This is a genomic window from Enterobacter sp. JBIWA008 (assembly GCF_019968765.1).
Taxonomy (GTDB): domain Bacteria; phylum Pseudomonadota; class Gammaproteobacteria; order Enterobacterales; family Enterobacteriaceae; genus Enterobacter.
In genome coordinates this window covers 1151472-1167860 of the sequence record NZ_CP074149.1, presented here as the reverse complement: position 1 = coordinate 1167860, position 16389 = coordinate 1151472, and the positions used below count along the sequence as shown (strand labels likewise).

The following is a 16389-nucleotide window of genomic DNA, read 5'->3' as shown; positions in this document are numbered from 1 at the left end:
TGTGTTCAGGAAGATGAAGCGGGCAAATGCCCGCTTTAGTTTTATGTGGATGTTGTCAGAACAGGCCCGACAGCGTACTACTGGCAGAGTTGTAGGCGAACGTAGCTTTATCCTTCAGCCCTGAAAGCAGGTCGCCAACGGACGACGCTTGCAGGCGTTCGCGTAAATCTTCGTCACAGCGCTGAAAGCTGATCGAGAACTCTATTTTTTTCGCCTTTCCGTAGCGGTCAAACTCCGTATGCGTGGCCTGTAGCCCGGTCAGCACATACATCCCGTAAATCTGCCCTGCGCCGCTGATTAAAGGCCACGGACGCCCGGTATATGCCTGCGTTGCCAGAACGGTAAGAGACACGTCGCCGCCCGTAATTTCAGGGTAAAGCACTCCGTCCAGGTTGATCTGTGTCTCCCCCGCGCCGATGTACTGCCATTTTGCCGATCGGTTGATACGGTCATTTTTCACATGTCGCCAGTTAAGCGAATGGCGCAGCTGCTGGTAAGGCAGTGTCTTCAGTTCAAAAACGAACATCCCGTAAATCATCATCATAATGTTGCCTCCCCTTAATCTCTGTCTTTAAAACTGCCGCGATTAAGCCGTTCACGGCGGGCCAGTTCGGCATTAACTTGATCGGCAATAATCCGGCCAATTTCGTGCGCGTCCTGCCGGTCTACGCCGTGCAGGTGTACGTGAACTTCCCCCGTAAAGCCGCCAGCGGCAACCGGTATATTGCTGGCGCTGCGGCTGACTGGCTGAAGTTCCGACTGTTTGACTGGAAGCGACGCCGCCACCACTGCGGGACGTTCACTTAACCGGCCTGCCGTGGTGGTGCCAAGTAGTGGTTCCTTCCACCCCTCCCCTACCGCTACGGGAAGCGCACTTATTCGGCCCACCGTGGTGGTGCTGACAAGCTGTGGTTCCTTCCCTTCCTCCCCCACTACTGCGGGACGCGCAATTACCCGGCCTGCCGTGGTAGTGCTGGCAAGTTGTGCCGCCTTCCATTCCTCACCCATTGCCACGGGACGCGCACTTATCCGGCTTGCCGTGGTGGTCTTAGCAGGTTGTGGCTCCTTCCACTCCTCCCCCACTGTTGCGGGACGTTCACTTAACCGACCTGCCGTAGCGGTACTGGCAAGCTGCGACTCCTTCCATTCACCACGAATGGCCAGTGCACGCGGCAGGTTTTTAAACACGATATCGCCGGGGCCGATCTTCTTCGTGTTGTCGGCTGTCGCTTTGGTATTACTGTCGATACTCTGCAACCGGCGCATAGTGCCGTTATCGCCGGTCAGCGGTGAAGTGGGTTGCGGTGATCCGGGTGGAACGTTATTCACCTCAACTTTTTTCGGCGCAACTTTAGCAATATCTCCCTGAAGAAGGGCGATTTTGTCCTGAAGAACGGCCATACGCTGTGCGTCTTCGATCTTCTTCCTGGCTTTTTCGGCCTCATCTGGCAGAACGCCGAGCTTTTCAAGGATCCAGGCTAATGTATCCAGTAGCATTTTTGCGGGAGCCAGGACAAGCTGAAGCGCACCGCCCAGAACGTTGCCGAACACCTCACCGGCACTGGCACATTTATCCAGTGTTTCCTTGCTGGACTCCATCGGGGAAAGCAGAGATTTGAACCAGTTAAAGACCTGGCTAACAGCGCTGCCTATCGCGTCAAAGATGGGGCTGAATTGCGCGAAGGTCTCGCGTAATGGGGAAAGTCTTTCCATGATGCCGGTGAACACGCCAGCAAAAAATGCTTTAAGAGGTTCCCAATACCGCCAGATAAGCACACCAGCTGCAATAAACGCAGCCACTATCAGGCCAATGGGGCTAAACAGCAGTGATAGTGCTGTACCAAGCACAGATACCGCAGTAGTGATCATGCCCCATATTGCTGGCAAGCCAGTCAGACGAAGGGCAAACTTTCCAATATTTTTAGTCAGTGCGCCCAGCGCGGCGCCAGGTGCAAGAAATGCCCCCATAAGTGCGCCGCGCATTGCAGGGATGATGGTCGATACTCCCCGCATTTTACCTGCTAACGAGCCGAGAACTGGCCCCCATCCGCGCACGCTTGCCATTGCCGGGCCGGAAGCTGTGCCGAGTGTTCGCAGAGCGGCAATCGTTCCGGTTATGCCTCTGCCACCGGTCAGCAGGGTAAAACCTAACTGGAGTTTAGCCAGTGGCCCCATCAGCAAGCCGATCGCCAGCGATGTGCCGCCAATGGCGGCGGTCAGTGCCAGAACGCTGCCGCCGACAACCAGCAGGGATTGGGCGAGCTTCGGATTTTCCTTCGCCCACTGCGTCATATTCCCCACAACGTCACTCAGTCCTTGAGTCAGGCCGCGAAGCTGATTGTTAACGAGATCGTTAATCTGGATGCGGAAGCCTTCCCAGGCGCTATCCAGATTTTTGAGATCGCCATCAAGGTTATCCGCCATTATTTTGGCGGCTTTCTGTGCCTCACCTTTGGCGTTTTTCAATTCACCCAGCAACTTTTGAAGTTCACCGCTTCCGGCTGACATAACCAGAGCCTGGAATGACTTTGACGCCTCTTCACCGGCAATATCTTTGAAGAAAGAGAGCTTATCGGTATCCCCGTACTTGCTGATCTTTTTATAGAGATCGGTTAGAACGACTTCAGCAGGACGCATTTTCCCCGTTGCGTCAGCGACTTCTACGCCTAATTCTTTAAGCGCGGTTTTTGCCCTGCCAGTTGGCGCGGCAAGGCGTGAAAATGTGGCCTGCAAACCTGTACCTGCGATACTCCCGCGCAGACCCACGTTCGCCATTACGCCGATCATGGCTGTTGTCTGTTCAACGCTGACGCCAAGATTGGAAAGACCTGTCCCGGCGTACTTCATTGCCTCACCGATATTTTGCAGATCGGTGTTGGTGCGGGTGAACGCGCCAGTTAATACATCGCTGACGCGATCCATTTCTTTGGGATCGAGGCGGAACTGAGACAGGATGTTTGAGCTGATATCGGCGCTTTCACCTAAATCCATGCCACCGGCCAGCGCCATATTGAGCACGCCGGGCAGTGCGGCCTGAATGGCCTGCGGAGTGAAACCGGCCATAGCGAGGAATGCCTGACCGCTGGCGGCGTCAGTCGTGGTGAACTGTGTTTCAGCACCCAGCTTTTTGGCCTGATCGCGGAGTGCCGAAAAGTCTGCTGAGCTTTTATCTATGCGGGTAAGCGCCTGTACGCGGGACATTTCACGGTCAAACCCAACGGCAGGGGATAAAAAGCGCCCCGCTGCATAACCGGCAGCAGTGGCCCCGGCAACGGCCATCGTGCCACCGCCACGAAGTTTGCCCGCCGTTTGCTGCATCTGGTCGTAGCGCGCACGTGCCTGCGTGACAGCGGCAAGCTGTCGCCGTTCCCGCTCCAGCGTCTGGTTGTACTGCTCGGTTCGGCGTATAGCGCTCTGAATGGTGCGATCGCTGCCGACCAGCGAAACGCCGTGGCTGCGCAGCGCCTGTGAGGCGGCGCGCAGCTTAACCATTTCCTGTGTGCGTGCAGAATTCAGGCGCTCCAGCTTTGCGGCCAGCGCTGCCATATGGGCTTTCTGCTTATCTGTAAGCTGTGTACCTTCCCGCTGCGCCTGATTCAGCCCTTCAAGTGTCCGGCTGGCGTCGTCGATTTTGCGGGAGGTCTTTTGTACGCTGTCGCGCAAACGGTTGAACGTGCGGGACTGACTGTCCAGATCTTTAATACTGGATTGCGTTTTTTTGAGGGATTCAGACAAACCGCCCGCACTCTGGCGGGCGGCATTGACCGGGCGGGTAAGTTTATCGATCGCGCTGAACGCGACGCGGATATTAAGGCTTTTCACTGTCACTGGCTCCACTTCGGACAGCCGCCCGCTCACGCCAGGCTATGACTTCGCCCAGTTCCATCGTGAAGACTTCAGAGGGCGGCCAGTTGAAAACAACCGCGATATCAGCAACCAGATCGTCGATCAGGTCGAACCGCAGGAGTGTTACTGATTCTCCGTCTCCGCCTCGCTCGACGCTCCAGACCCCGCAGGTGTCAAAAAAGGGACAAGCGCTTCAGACAGGCTGACAAAATCGCGGGTATCCATTTCGTTGATTTCGGTCTGCTTGAGGCGCGGTGACGTTACACGGGTCAGCAGCACCGCCACCGAATCCACATCCATATTCATCACGTTGACCAGTTTCAGACCACGCAGGGAGCCAGCCTGTTTGATTTCATCCGTGATCGCTACCTGAGTAATTTTTTCATCGCCGCGAATGACGGGTTTTGCAAGCGTAATCGCGTTATCGTTTTTTTTGCTCATTGTTGAATGCTCCGGGCGGCACGGCTGTGCCGCCACTTATCTGGTTAATCAGTTACCCATTCCCAGCGCAGACGTGATGCGGTCAGGGTAGATATTCTTGCCGTCTTTCTTGTAGATGAAGTTCAGCAGATCAAACTCAAACAGCGGCTTATCGTCGATGGTGAGCTTGTAATAGGTGTTCTTCATCGTGTAACTGACGGAGGTGTCTTCTCCCTGCTTGCTTTCGCCGCCGTCCATTTCGGTGATCCGGCCGCGCAGTTCGACCTCTACCAGCAGGCTTTCACCATCGGTGTAATACTCACCGGCGAAGCGGAAGCGGGTCTCGTCGATATCGCCGCAGTAGTTCAGCAGAAGCGACTGAACCAGACCACCAACCACCATCGTGGTGTCCAGCGCGCCACTGTCCAGACCGAGATCCACCGCAGCGGAGCCAATCATCCCGCCGCCCTGAAAATCTTCAGTTTTACGGGTCAGTTTTGGCAGCGTCACGGAAGAGACTTTGCCGATGCAGTTGCTGCCGTTCACAAAGCAGGTGAACAGGCGCAGTTTGTGAGGAACCGCCATTTATGCACCTCCCAGGGAAGAAAACGCCGATTCGAAATACTCGTCCGTGAAGGTCTGGTAGAGCGTCAGATCTTCCATTGGCGGAATCGGTGTATATTTATAGCGAATGCGTACCTGACCCTGACGGAGACCGGTTGTCGGGTTATCCAGGATATCAAACCAGCATTCAGCACCAATTAGCCGCCCCTGCGTCACCAGCGAATTGAGTTTGCCGCTGATGCCGCTGACCACGTCCTTGACGTTGGCCGGGGTTAGCGGTTCGTCCACTGATTCAAATTGCGCCTCAGCGATACTGTCAGCCAGAATCTGTGCCGTACGGGTGTAAACCTCAAAGATATAGTCTTTGGTGTCCGTAACGCGGTTGCCCCAGAACCGGAAACCGTTACGCTTGATGAGCGTCGTGATCTCCTTGTTGTTCAGTTCGTTCGCGTCGCTGTCTTCGGCCTGAAGCGACCAGAAAACATCCTGCGAAATACCCAGCACGTTGCTTACCGATACATTGGAAAGCGATTTATGCCAGCCCTGATTGTTGTCAATCAGCGCACGCAGGCCGCAGGCATACGCAGGGGCCGGGAAGGTTTCGTTTTCTCCTGTCTGCGGGTTGTATGCAATGAAATCAGGCCAGATAAGCATTAGCTCGCGATAGGCGAAGGTCGCACGATATGCGGTGGCTTCAGCCATCGTTTTGCATCCATAGCAGCTGGCGTAAACAAACGCGCGCAGGTTTTGTGCAATGACGCACAGCGCGGAGGTCACTTCTTCCGTGTCGTAGCCCGGCACGGCCAGAATGCGCGGACGATAACCCACCTTCTGCTCGGCAGTAAGAAACGCGTACATGCCGGTATAGCTGCCGTCTTCTGCCGTGCCACCCATGATGAGCTGCGACTGCGTTTTACCGCCTTCCTCTTCCGTGGCTGCTGCCACGCGCACAACGATAACCTTCGGACTGGTCTGGTCAGCGATGGCTTTAAGCGTTTTGTACAGGGAACCGGTTTTACCCGCCTTACCCAGCACGTTGTTAACCCGCGTCAGCAACACGGGGGTATTCAGGGGAAAGGTTTCCGCGTCGGCATCATCCGCTACGGCAACGACCCCAATGACACTTGATTCAATGTCATTGATGGCCGTCACCAGGTCGGTATTCTCCCGGACGCGTACACCGTGGAAACGTGTCTCTGACATGTTAGCCACCATTACGTTATTGAGTTCGCAGTGATAATCCCTCATGTCTGAATGTCACTCACGCTATTGCGGGTCTGGCCGGACGGCGACAACAAAAACCGATTTGGCCTCTCCCGCGCGCGTGGGATCCTTCGCCGAAAGAAGGGGGAAAGCATGGCACTTACAGACCTGACAAAATCACTTAACGACGCCGTAAGCAGTTATAACGATTCACTGACCGAGGCGGTAAAAAGTCCGGGATTCAGCATAACGATGGGCGGCAAGGTACGGACGCAGCTTGACGAGCGGATCATGTCGTTGTCACTGACGGACAATCGGGGTTTTGATGCCGATCAGCTTTCCATTTCTGTTGATGATAGTGACGGTATGGTTGCTCTGCCTCCGCGTGGCGCTGAGCTTGCTGTATCAATTGGCTGGCTGGGTGAGCCGCTGATTTACAAGGGACTGTACACGGTTGATGAGGTATCCCATGAAGGGCCGGGTGATATCATTGGTATTACTGCCCGCAGCGCTGATTTTCGTGAAGAGTTCAACGTAAAGCGCGAAGTCTCATGGCATGACGTGACCGTTGAGCGCGTTGTATCGGCCATTGCGCACCGCTACGGCCTGAAAGCGCAGATCAGTGAAATGCTCATGGATATTGAGATTGATCACGCTGACCAGACGCAGGAAAGCGATATGTCATTCCTTACCCGCATGGCGGAAATGCTGGGCGCAATTGCCACCGTAAAGAACGGCAGTCTGCTGTTTATCCTCCCGGGCGGAGGTGTTACCGCTGACGGGAAGGCGTTACCCTCTGCCAGTATTGACCGGACGAGCGGCGATCGGCACCGCTTTCGTATTGCCGATCGGGATGCGTATACCGGCGTCAGGGCTTACTGGCTGGATCTCAATTTCGGCAAAAAGAAAAAGGTCAGCGTTAAGCGCCGTAAGCCAGCAAAGCCCAAAAAAGAGAAGAGCAGCAGCCGTGAGGGCGATTACATGGAAGGCGCAGACGGTAACATCTATGTGCTGCGCAAGACCTACCAGAATGAAGAAGCGGCAAAACGTGCAGCAGCGGCAAAATGGCAACAGCTTCAGCGTGGTGCAGCCGAGTTCTCGATCACCCTGGCGCGTGGCCGCGCTGAGCTTTACCCCGAAATGCACGTCACGGTTAGCGGTTTTAAGGATAAAATAGATAATCAGGACTGGATTATTGCGCGCGCTGAGCACGTCATAGACGACAGCGGCTTTACCACCCGGCTGGAGCTGGAAGCGAAAATACCTGACTGGATAGCGGAAACTGAATAAAATGAAATGGAGTTCAACTCCCACAGGGGAGCCATCATTATGTTCAGATGTCCTTTTTGCGGCGCTATGGCCCGCACCCGTACCAGCCGTAAAATAACCGATATGACAATCCGGCAATATCACCAGTGTCAGAATCTGGAATGTAGCCGGTCATTCACCACGCTTAACAGCGTAGAAAGGGAGGTAACAAAGCGTGCAGGTACTGCACCGTTACCGCCAGACTTCATCCCCCGCGATGCCTTTCCCGCCTCGCACTATGGAAATAATCAACTTAGCCTGATTATTTAAATAAAAGCCCCGCAATGTAACGGGGCTTTTCACTTGTCAATGTGTCCAAATCCGATAAAATCCCAATGATTTGTAACAAAAAGATAAGATTTTCATTTAAGGAGATTTGTTTATGGCATTGGTTAGCTGTCCAGAGTGTCTAAAGGATGTAAGTGATACAGCATTACGCTGCCCGTCATGTGGGAAGCAGCTTAAAAAGCCACGGCGTTCACTTTTTGGAAAAGTCATCAAGTGGGCTTTTATACTGTTCAACTTATTTATGATCTACTGCCTCTTCGCAGGATTAGGTGGGAGTGGTGAAGTAATAAATCACGCAACTTCCGATGCAGAAAGAGCTGGGGCTGCAATTGGTACCAGTCTAGGTTTAATGGCAATCGCTAGTGTCTGGGTTATAGGCGACATAATCATCGGTATCCTTGTATTCCTCACAAGACCAAAGGGATGATTAAATGAAAAAGCTGTTTTTAAATGCAATAGCATCATTTATGGCACTCAATGCAGCGTCTGTATACGCAGGAAGTGAACATAAAAACTTCAATGCAGTACTTGAATGTCGGGCTATGGAAAATAATGCTGAACGACTTTCTTGTTACGACAAATCAATACCGCCATCACGAACACAAAATGCTGATAAATTCGAGAGTAGAGATCAATGCCCTGAGGAGAAAGATAACGATAAACGACTATCTTGTTACGATCGCTTTTTCTCACCAACGTTTAAAGCTACAACAAGCACGATAAACACGTCAGCAAAAACTGATTATCAGCAACCTGACCGAGCTAAGTTGTTAGAGTGCCAAAGTGAAATTAATGGCACTAAAAGGCTGGCATGTTTCGACAAGCTATTCCCGCAGACTACATCCGCAGAAACTGAAGCTGTAGAAAATTCTGTTTCTAACCCTGGCAAGTGGCAAACATCAATTAGCACCTCGCCGGTAGACGACTCAAAAAACATAATCCTCTCACTTAACAGTAATGATTACATTCGAACTCCTTTTGGAGAAAGTGTGATTCCAACAATGTATGTAGCCTGCCGCGAAAAGAAAACGGAGGTATTCATTAACTGGGATGTGTACCTAGGTCTTGAGCAAACTAGCATGCTCTACCGCCTGGATAAGCAGAAAGCAGTTGAAAAAGAATGGTCTATCTCAACTGATACCAAAGCAGTTTTTTACAAGGGTAGTGACATCGATTTCATTAAATCTCTAGCTAAAGCAGACAAAATGTTCACCAGAATCACCCCATACAATGAAGCCCCTGTGAGTGCAACCTTCGATCTGAAGGGCCTTTCAGATGCAATGAAACCGCTTCAAAAAGCTTGTGGTTGGAAGTAAACGAAGTTTATGTCATTAACTAGAGCTACCTTCAGACGATGAAGAGTAACTTGTTATGAAAAAAGCCCCGCTCAACAAGCGGGGCTTTGTCATTGTAATGTGGACACTTTTGTCGAAGTGTGGACGCTATGTGGACGCTGATTTTAAAAATCCCTTTCAATCAGCAATTTAAATTCTTGACCTTCCCCTTGATGGAAGGTTTAACCTTCATAACAGTTAGCGAAAAGCGTTACTCCGGTCAACTACTGACCAGTTCATTATACGGGAGTTTTGTTATGTCTCACACTATCGACCTGACGCTGGACGGCCTCTCCTGCGGCCACTGCGTCAAACGCGTTAAAGAAAGCCTGGAACAGCGCCCTGACGTTGAAAGCGCTGACGTGACTATCGATCGTGCCGCCGTAACCGGCAGCGCCAGCGCGGATGCGCTGATCGATACCATCAAACAGGCCGGTTACGGGGCGGAGTTAAGCCACCCAAAGGCTAAACCGCTGGCAGAGTCATCATCCCCGTCGGAAGCACTGACAGCGGCTACTCCTGAGCTTCCGGCAGCTGATGATATTGATGACAGCCAACAGCTGCTGATCAACGGCATGAGCTGCGCCAGCTGTGTCTCCCGGGTACAAAACGCCTTACAGGCCGTACCGGGGGTCGCGCAGGCACGGGTCAATCTTGCGGAGCGTACCGCGCTGGTGATGGGCAGCGCCTCCGCCGCAGATTTAGTGCAGGCCGTTGAGAAAGCGGGCTACGGGGCGGAGGCCATCGAAGATGACGCCAAACGCCGCGAGCGCCAGCAGGAAACGGCTATCGCCACCATGAAGCGCTTCCGCTGGCAGGCGATTGTCGCTCTGCTGGTCGGGGTACCGGTCATGGTGTGGGGGATGGTCGGCGACAACATGATGGTCACCGACGACAACCGCACGCTGTGGCTGGCGATCGGTCTGATTACCCTTGCGGTGATGGTGTTTGCAGGCGGGCATTTCTATACCAGCGCCTGGAAGAGCCTGAAAAACCGCACCGCGACGATGGACACCCTGGTGGCGCTCGGTACCGGCGCGGCGTGGCTCTATTCGATGAGCGTGAACGTCTGGCCCCAGTGGTTCCCGATGGAGGCGCGCCATCTCTATTATGAAGCCAGCGCAATGATTATCGGCCTGATTAACCTGGGCCATATGCTGGAAGCCCGCGCCCGTCAGCGCTCCTCGAAAGCGCTGGAAAGATTGCTTGATTTAACCCCGCCGACGGCCCGCGTGGTCACGGACGAGGGGGAGAAAAGCGTCCCGCTGGCCGAGGTTCAGCCCGGCATGACGCTGCGCCTGACGACGGGCGATCGCGTTCCCGTTGACGGCAAGATAACCCAGGGCGAAGCCTGGCTGGATGAAGCGATGCTGACCGGCGAGCCTATCCCCCAGCAGAAATCAGACGGCGACGCCGTTCATGCGGGTACGGTGGTGCAGGACGGCAGCGTGCTGTTTACCGCCAGCGCCGTCGGCAGCCACACGACGCTGTCGCGTATCATCCGCATGGTGCGCCAGGCGCAGAGCAGCAAGCCGGAAATTGGCCAGCTTGCCGACAGAATCTCGGCCATTTTTGTGCCGGTGGTGGTCGGCATTGCCCTGCTGAGCGCGGCTATCTGGTATTTCTTCGGTCCCGCACCGCAGATTGTTTATACCCTGGTGATCGCCACCACGGTGCTGATCATCGCCTGTCCTTGCGCCCTTGGCCTGGCGACACCGATGTCGATTATCTCCGGCGTAGGCCGCGCGGCTGAATTTGGCGTACTGGTGCGGGATGCAGACGCGCTGCAGCGGGCCAGCACCCTGGACACGCTGGTGTTTGATAAAACCGGCACGCTGACCGAAGGCAAACCGCAGGTGGTGGCCGTCACTACCGCTGGCATTGCGCAAGAGGAGGCGCTGCGTCTCGCCGCCGCGCTGGAGCAGGGCTCCAGCCATCCGCTGGCGCGCGCCATTCTCGATAAAGCGAATGCTTCTGCCCTGCCGCAGGTAAGCAATTTCCGCACCCTGCGCGGGCTCGGCGTCAGCGGTGAAGCAGAAGGCCACGCGCTGCTGCTGGGCAACCAGGCATTGCTCAATGAAAACGGTATTGATACCGCCGCGCTGGAAAGCGAGCTGAAGGCGCAGGCGTCTCAGGGCGCTACGCCGGTTCTGCTGGCTGTGGATGGCAAAGCCGCCGCGCTGCTGGCCGTGCGCGATCCGCTTCGCCAGGACAGCGTGGACGCCCTGCAGCGTCTGCACCGTGCGGGCTATCGTCTGGTGATGCTGACCGGGGACAATCCGACAACGGCCAACGCCATCGCGAAAGAAGCCGGAATTGATGAGGTCATTGCAGGCGTGCTGCCGGACGGTAAAGCGGACGCCATCAAGAAGCTGCAAAGTCAGGGTCGTCAGGTGGCGATGGTCGGCGACGGCATCAACGATGCCCCGGCGCTGGCCCAGGCGGACGTGGGGATTGCCATGGGTGGCGGGAGCGATGTCGCCATCGAAACCGCTGCGATTACGCTGATGCGCCACAGCCTGATGGGCGTTGCCGACGCGCTGGCCATTTCAAAAGCCACGCTGCGCAACATGAAGCAGAACTTACTGGGAGCGTTCGTCTATAACACCCTCGGTATCCCAATCGCGGCCGGGATTTTATGGCCGCTGACCGGCACGCTGCTTAACCCGGTGGTCGCGGGCGCGGCGATGGCGCTCTCCTCCATTACCGTGGTGAGCAACGCCAACCGTCTGCTGCGCTTTAAACCGAAGGATTGAACCTTGTACCCGTACGCGCTAGCATGAACCTTTCCATTCATGGAGCGCGTATGGGTCTGTTTAATCGTATAAAAGCATCGTTTCGCGCCCTCTTTCCTCGCCGTTACGCCTGGCCCGGTCTGGATATCTCTCTCCCCGGCGGGCAGCACCTTCATCTGGTCGGCAGCATCCATATGGGTACACAGGATATGTCTCCCCTGCCACCCGGGCTGATTAAACAACTGAAACGCGCCGACGCGCTGGTCGTTGAGGCGGACATTTCGGGTCAGGAGTCGCCGTTTGCCGGGCTGGAAAGCGATCTCAGCCTGGCGGAACGTCTGGATGATGCCCGGCTTGCCGAACTGACGCGCGTCGCGGATGAAACCGGCGTGTCGCTCTCCATGATTGACACCCTGCCGCTCTGGCAAATTGCGATGGTGCTGCAGGCCACGCAGGCGCAGCGTCTGGGACTGCGCGGTGACTACGGCATTGATTACCAGCTGCTGAACGCGGCAAGGGCGCGCAGCCTGCCCATCATCGAGCTGGAAGGGACGGACAGCCAGATTGCGCTTCTGCGGCAGCTTCCCGACGACGGCCTGATGCTGCTGGATGATACGTTGACCCACTGGCATACCAACGCGCGCCTGCTACAGACCATGATTGGCTGGTGGCTGGACGCGCCGCCTGAGGACGGTAAGCTGGCGTTACCGTCTACATTCAGCGAATCGCTGTATGATGTGCTGATGAATGCGCGCAACAAAGCCTGGCGGCAGACGCTGCATGCTTTGCCCGCGGGGCATTACGTGGTGGCGGTTGGGGCGTTACATTTGTACGGAGAAGGGAATTTGCCGTCACTGTTGAAATAAAAAAATGGCCAATATTTCTATTGGCCCGTCAAAGAGGAATTTCATCGTTTTTATTATGCCGAAGGAGACCTTCGGTTCAGCCGATTGTCGCTCAAAGTGACCATCACTGCCAATACTATTGCGCAAGATGGTGCTATTTTTTAGACAAACGTCAGGCGTATGCTGTGGGCATGATTTGTCTGTCGTAAGAAGGATAGCTATGACTCCCGCCGTTAAATTACTCGAAAAAAACAACATTTCTTTCCGGATCCACACTTACGATCACGATCCGCATGAAACTAACTTTGGTGATGAAGTGGTGCGCAAGCTGGGGCTTAATGCGGACCAGGTTTATAAAACGCTGCTTGTGGCGGTGAATGGCGATATGAAACACCTCGCCGTCGCGGTTACTCCGGTGGCGGGGCAGCTGGATCTGAAGAAAGTCGCCAAAGCGCTGGGGGCGAAGAAGGTGGATATGGCGGATCCGATGGTGGCGCAACGCACCACGGGCTATCTGGTGGGCGGGATCAGTCCTATCGGGCAGAAAAAACGCCTGCCGACGCTGATCGATGCGCCTTCACAGGAATTTGAAACCATCTTTATATCCGGCGGCAAGCGCGGGCTGGATATCGAGCTGGCGGCGGGCGATCTGGCGAAAATGCTGGACGCGAAATTTGCGGATATTGCGCGCCGGGATTGAGAAAATTGCCCGGTGCCGCTGCGCTTACCGGGCCTACGATTCGAATGTAGGCCCGTTAAGGCGTAGCCGCCACCCGGCACAAAACACCCGCACTACTGCCAGCTCACCTCACCTTTCGGCTCGTAGGCATTCACGTCAATCGGCGAATTCTGCTCAATGAACTGCTTCAGCACTTCCGCATCGATAAAGCCGGTGTTCACGTATCCCGGTTTGTTATCAATATGCGGATAGCCGTCGCCGCCGGTGGCGTTAAAGCTTAACGTCGCCAGACGATACGTTTTCGCCGGGTCAACCGGTTCGCCTTTGATCTTCAGGTCGTTAAGCTTGCCGTCTTTCGCCACAAAGCTGACGTTGGCAAACTGCGGATAGGCCCCGGAATCGGGCTTCATCTGCGCCACGGCGGTCAGGTAGTCAATCACCTCTTTCCCGCTCATGTCCGCATAGACCACCACGTTACCGAACGGCTGTACCTTCAGGACGTCCTTATAGGTAATATTTCCACCCTCGATGGAATCACGAATGCCGCCGCCGCTCATCACGCCAAAATCAGCCCCGGTACGCGCCATTTGCGCCGCCAGCACCAGGTGGCCCATGTTGGTCTGCACGAAACGAACTTTACTGCGGTCCCCCTCCAGACGACCGTTCAGCGTGCCGATTTTCACGTCCAGCTGCGCCTTGCCCTTGTTCTGGAACGGCGTCAGCAGGGAGAGCATCTGCTGGTTCTCTGCGATTTCTGGCGTGTAAAGTACGCGCTCACTTTTCCCGTCCGGGTAGGTGACTTTCTTCTTCAGGTTGACCGGGATGAGCTGATAATGAACCAGCTTCATCTCGCCGTTACGGAACTCGAAATCCGCCCGGCCCACGTATTTACCCCACTCGTGCGCCTGCACTATCCAGATACCGTTCTGACGGTCTGGCGCGCACGGCGTGCCCGGCACGTAGTCCACCTGCTTTTTGTTCTCCGAGGCCATACATACCGGATCCTGTGAGTGACCACCCACAATCATCGCCAGCGAGCCCGCTGGCAGGCTGCGCGCCATTTCCACGTCGCCGGGGGCATTGGAGCCGTGATCACCGTTGTCGTAGTGCCCCATGTGCGTGGTGGCGATAATCACGTCCGGCTTTTCGTTTTGCTGCAGCTCCTGAATCACCAGCTTCGCTTCGTCTGCCGGTTTGCGGAATTCGATATCGGTAAAGAACTCGGGGTTACCAATTTTCGCCGTATCGTCAGTGGTTAAGCCGATGACCGCGATCTTCAGATCCTGACGCTTAAACAGCGCCCACGGCTTAAACAGGCGCTCGCCGGTACTTTTCTGGTAAATATTAGCGGAGAGGAAGGGGAATTTGGCCCATTTTTCCTGCTGACGCAGCACGGTCAGGGGATTATCAAACTCATGGTTACCCACGGCCATCGCGTCGTAGCCAATCAGGTTCATGCCCCGAAAATCGGGTTCGGCATCCTGTAAATCGGATTCCGGCACGCCGGTATTAATATCGCCGCCTGAGAGCAACAGCACGCTGCCGCCCTGAGCAGCCACCTCTTTACGAATGCCGTCCACCAGCGTTTTTTGTGCCGACAGGCCATATTCGCCGTATTCACTGCGCCAGAAATGACCGTGGTGATCGTTGGTATGCAGAATGGTGATTTTATAGATTTTGTCTTTTTCATACGCCTGCGCGGGCAGGCTTACTAGGCCCCATGCGGCTAAGAGCGCCAGCGCGACGCCCCGCTTCATTAACTTCATCTTCTCTCTCCCTGACCAATAGACAAAGGCAAAAATTACAGTGACTCACAATAATAGACAAATAAGTTTTCAGAATTGCGACTTTCTTCAAATGTCCCGGGCGGGTATGTTAGTCGGATAATAATTACACCCTGCACCTCTAATAACCAAAGACGTGGTACTTCTCTCTATGGCAATCAGTGAATCAACCCAGCCCGTTCCGGGCGCGCCGGCGTCGCGCACCTCCTTTAAAGTCTTAGGCGCAATCAGTCTCTCGCACCTGCTCAACGATATGATCCAGTCGTTGATTCTGGCCATTTATCCGCTGCTGCAGTCCGAGTTTTCATTAACTTTCGTGCAGATAGGGATGATCACCCTGACCTTCCAGCTGGCTTCTTCGCTGCTGCAGCCGGTGGTGGGCTACTGGACGGATAAATATCCGATGCCCTGGTCGCTGCCGATTGGCATGTGCTTTACCTTAAGCGGGCTGGTGCTGCTGGCCATGGCGGGGAGTTTTGAAGCGGTGCTGGTTGCCGCCGCGCTGGTGGGCACCGGCTCGTCCGTTTTCCATCCGGAGTCTTCCCGCGTGGCGCGTATGGCTTCAGGGGGGCGTCACGGGCTGGCGCAGTCACTCTTCCAGGTTGGCGGTAACTTTGGTAGCTCTCTCGGCCCGCTGCTGGCCGCGGTGATTATTGCCCCTTACGGTAAAGGCAACGTGGCCTGGTTTGTGCTGGCTGCGCTGCTGGCGATTATCGTGCTGGCGCAGATCAGCCGCTGGTATGCCGCTCAGCATCGCGTGAATAAAGGAAAACCTAAAGCGAAGGTTATCAATCCCCTGCCCCGCAATAAGGTTATCCTGGCGGTTTCCGTACTGCTGGTGCTGATTTTCTCGAAATACTTCTATATGGCGAGCATCAGCAGCTATTACACCTTTTATCTGATGCAAAAATTCGGATTATCGGTACAGAATGCGCAGTTCCACCTGTTTGCCTTCCTGTTCGCCGTCGCGGCCGGTACGGTCATTGGCGGGCCTGTGGGTGATAAGATTGGGCGTAAATATGTCATTTGGGGCTCTATCCTCGGCGTAGCCCCCTTTACCCTCATTTTGCCGTACGCAAGCCTTGAATGGACGGGAATTTTAACCGTGATCATTGGTTTTATCCTCGCATCGGCGTTTTCCGCCATTCTGGTTTATGCCCAGGAGCTGCTGCCTGGCCGTATCGGTATGGTTTCCGGACTGTTTTTCGGTTTCGCCTTCGGCATGGGTGGGCTTGGTGCAGCGGTGTTAGGGATGGTTGCGGATCACACCAGCATCTTCCTGGTTTATAAAATCTGCGCTTTCCTGCCACTTCTTGGTATGTTAACCATATTCCTGCCTGATAACCGTCATAAAGCATAAGTTACGGGAAGCCAAAGTTTAAC

The 16389-nt window shown here is 54.9% G+C and carries 15 protein-coding genes; 8 read left to right on the top strand and 7 right to left on the bottom strand.

The window, feature by feature from the left end:
* Positions 1-55: 55 nt before the first annotated feature.
* Genes KGP24_RS05655 through KGP24_RS05630 form a run of 6 tightly spaced genes read right to left on the bottom strand, consistent with a single transcriptional unit; the run spans position 56 to position 6033 of the window.
* Positions 56-544 carry a phage tail protein gene (locus KGP24_RS05655; RefSeq protein WP_223562636.1) on the bottom strand — a complete coding sequence of 163 codons (489 nt, stop codon included), beginning with the start codon at positions 542-544 and terminating at the stop codon, positions 56-58.
* A 14-nt stretch (positions 545-558) separates the two neighbouring features.
* Entirely contained in the window at positions 559-3822 is a 3264-nt protein-coding gene (locus KGP24_RS05650; protein WP_223562635.1) for a phage tail tape measure protein, read from the bottom strand.
* Positions 3809-3964: a GpE family phage tail protein gene (locus KGP24_RS05645; RefSeq protein ID WP_032424037.1), complete on the bottom strand. Its 156-nt coding sequence runs from the start codon at positions 3962-3964 to the stop codon at positions 3809-3811. The genes KGP24_RS05650 and KGP24_RS05645 overlap by 14 nt, the downstream gene beginning before the upstream one ends.
* A gap of 5 nt (positions 3965-3969) precedes the next feature.
* Positions 3970-4287, bottom strand: coding sequence for a phage tail assembly protein (locus tag KGP24_RS05640; protein WP_063144371.1), 318 nt, complete (start codon positions 4285-4287; stop codon positions 3970-3972).
* 48 nt (positions 4288-4335) lie between these two features.
* On the bottom strand, positions 4336-4851 hold the full coding sequence (locus KGP24_RS05635) for a phage major tail tube protein (protein WP_006117904.1): 516 nt from the start codon (positions 4849-4851) through the stop codon (positions 4336-4338).
* Positions 4852-6033, bottom strand: a complete 1182-nt coding sequence (locus tag KGP24_RS05630; RefSeq protein ID WP_223562634.1) for a phage tail sheath family protein — start codon at positions 6031-6033, stop codon at positions 4852-4854.
* Positions 6034-6186: 153 nt separating this feature from the next.
* Between KGP24_RS05630 and KGP24_RS05625 the strand changes: the two genes are divergently transcribed.
* From KGP24_RS05625 to ybaK, 7 genes are all read left to right on the top strand, one after another.
* A complete protein-coding gene (locus KGP24_RS05625) occupies positions 6187-7323 on the top strand; it encodes a phage late control D family protein (protein ID WP_223562633.1) in 1137 nt (378 codons plus the stop codon).
* A gap of 39 nt (positions 7324-7362) precedes the next feature.
* The gene (locus KGP24_RS05620; protein ID WP_045346406.1) at positions 7363-7611 is read left to right on the top strand and encodes an ogr/Delta-like zinc finger family protein; all 249 of its coding nucleotides are present in this window, start codon (positions 7363-7365) and stop codon (positions 7609-7611) included.
* 112 nt (positions 7612-7723) lie between these two features.
* Complete coding sequence (locus KGP24_RS05615) at positions 7724-8056, top strand: hypothetical protein (protein WP_223562632.1); 333 nt, start codon at positions 7724-7726, stop codon at positions 8054-8056.
* A 4-nt stretch (positions 8057-8060) separates the two neighbouring features.
* Positions 8061-8945 (top strand): type VI secretion system-associated protein TagO, encoded by an 885-nt coding sequence (locus tag KGP24_RS05610; RefSeq protein ID WP_048249721.1) that lies wholly within the window; start codon positions 8061-8063, stop codon positions 8943-8945.
* A gap of 275 nt (positions 8946-9220) precedes the next feature.
* A complete protein-coding gene (gene copA, locus KGP24_RS05605) occupies positions 9221-11719 on the top strand; it encodes a copper-exporting P-type ATPase CopA (RefSeq protein ID WP_223562631.1) in 2499 nt (832 codons plus the stop codon).
* Between the two features lie 50 nt (positions 11720-11769).
* The gene (locus KGP24_RS05600; protein WP_194399734.1) at positions 11770-12564 is read left to right on the top strand and encodes a TraB/GumN family protein; all 795 of its coding nucleotides are present in this window, start codon (positions 11770-11772) and stop codon (positions 12562-12564) included.
* 199 nt (positions 12565-12763) lie between these two features.
* The gene (gene ybaK / locus KGP24_RS05595; protein ID WP_223562630.1) at positions 12764-13243 is read left to right on the top strand and encodes a Cys-tRNA(Pro)/Cys-tRNA(Cys) deacylase YbaK; all 480 of its coding nucleotides are present in this window, start codon (positions 12764-12766) and stop codon (positions 13241-13243) included.
* 92 nt (positions 13244-13335) lie between these two features.
* Here ybaK and ushA read toward each other — a convergent pair whose 3' ends face one another.
* A complete protein-coding gene (ushA, locus tag KGP24_RS05590) occupies positions 13336-14988 on the bottom strand; it encodes a bifunctional UDP-sugar hydrolase/5'-nucleotidase UshA (protein WP_223562629.1) in 1653 nt (550 codons plus the stop codon).
* Positions 14989-15157: 169 nt separating this feature from the next.
* On the opposite strand from ushA, the gene KGP24_RS05585 reads away from it, so the two are divergent.
* Positions 15158-16366 (top strand): MFS transporter, encoded by a 1209-nt coding sequence (locus tag KGP24_RS05585; protein WP_039263970.1) that lies wholly within the window; start codon positions 15158-15160, stop codon positions 16364-16366.
* The last annotated feature ends 23 nt before the right edge of the window (positions 16367-16389 follow it).

What these genes read in the sequence shown, in the direction of transcription:
- KGP24_RS05610 (WP_048249721.1), top strand. Translation starts at nt 8,061, where the DNA reads ATGAAAAAGCTGTTTTTAAATGCAATAGCATCATTTATGGCACTCAAT.
- ybaK (WP_223562630.1), top strand. Translation starts at nt 12,764, where the DNA reads ATGACTCCCGCCGTTAAATTACTCGAAAAAAACAACATTTCTTTCCGG.
- KGP24_RS05625 (WP_223562633.1), top strand. Translation starts at nt 6,187, where the DNA reads ATGGCACTTACAGACCTGACAAAATCACTTAACGACGCCGTAAGCAGT.
- KGP24_RS05585 (WP_039263970.1), top strand. Translation starts at nt 15,158, where the DNA reads ATGGCAATCAGTGAATCAACCCAGCCCGTTCCGGGCGCGCCGGCGTCG.
- KGP24_RS05640 (WP_063144371.1), bottom strand. Translation starts at nt 4,287, where the DNA reads ATGAGCAAAAAAAACGATAACGCGATTACGCTTGCAAAACCCGTCATT.
- KGP24_RS05615 (WP_223562632.1), top strand. Translation starts at nt 7,724, where the DNA reads ATGGCATTGGTTAGCTGTCCAGAGTGTCTAAAGGATGTAAGTGATACA.
- copA (WP_223562631.1), top strand. Translation starts at nt 9,221, where the DNA reads ATGTCTCACACTATCGACCTGACGCTGGACGGCCTCTCCTGCGGCCAC.
- KGP24_RS05620 (WP_045346406.1), top strand. Translation starts at nt 7,363, where the DNA reads ATGTTCAGATGTCCTTTTTGCGGCGCTATGGCCCGCACCCGTACCAGC.
- KGP24_RS05630 (WP_223562634.1), bottom strand. Translation starts at nt 6,033, where the DNA reads ATGTCAGAGACACGTTTCCACGGTGTACGCGTCCGGGAGAATACCGAC.
- KGP24_RS05655 (WP_223562636.1), bottom strand. Translation starts at nt 544, where the DNA reads ATGATGATGATTTACGGGATGTTCGTTTTTGAACTGAAGACACTGCCT.
- KGP24_RS05600 (WP_194399734.1), top strand. Translation starts at nt 11,770, where the DNA reads ATGGGTCTGTTTAATCGTATAAAAGCATCGTTTCGCGCCCTCTTTCCT.
- KGP24_RS05635 (WP_006117904.1), bottom strand. Translation starts at nt 4,851, where the DNA reads ATGGCGGTTCCTCACAAACTGCGCCTGTTCACCTGCTTTGTGAACGGC.
- ushA (WP_223562629.1), bottom strand. Translation starts at nt 14,988, where the DNA reads ATGAAGTTAATGAAGCGGGGCGTCGCGCTGGCGCTCTTAGCCGCATGG.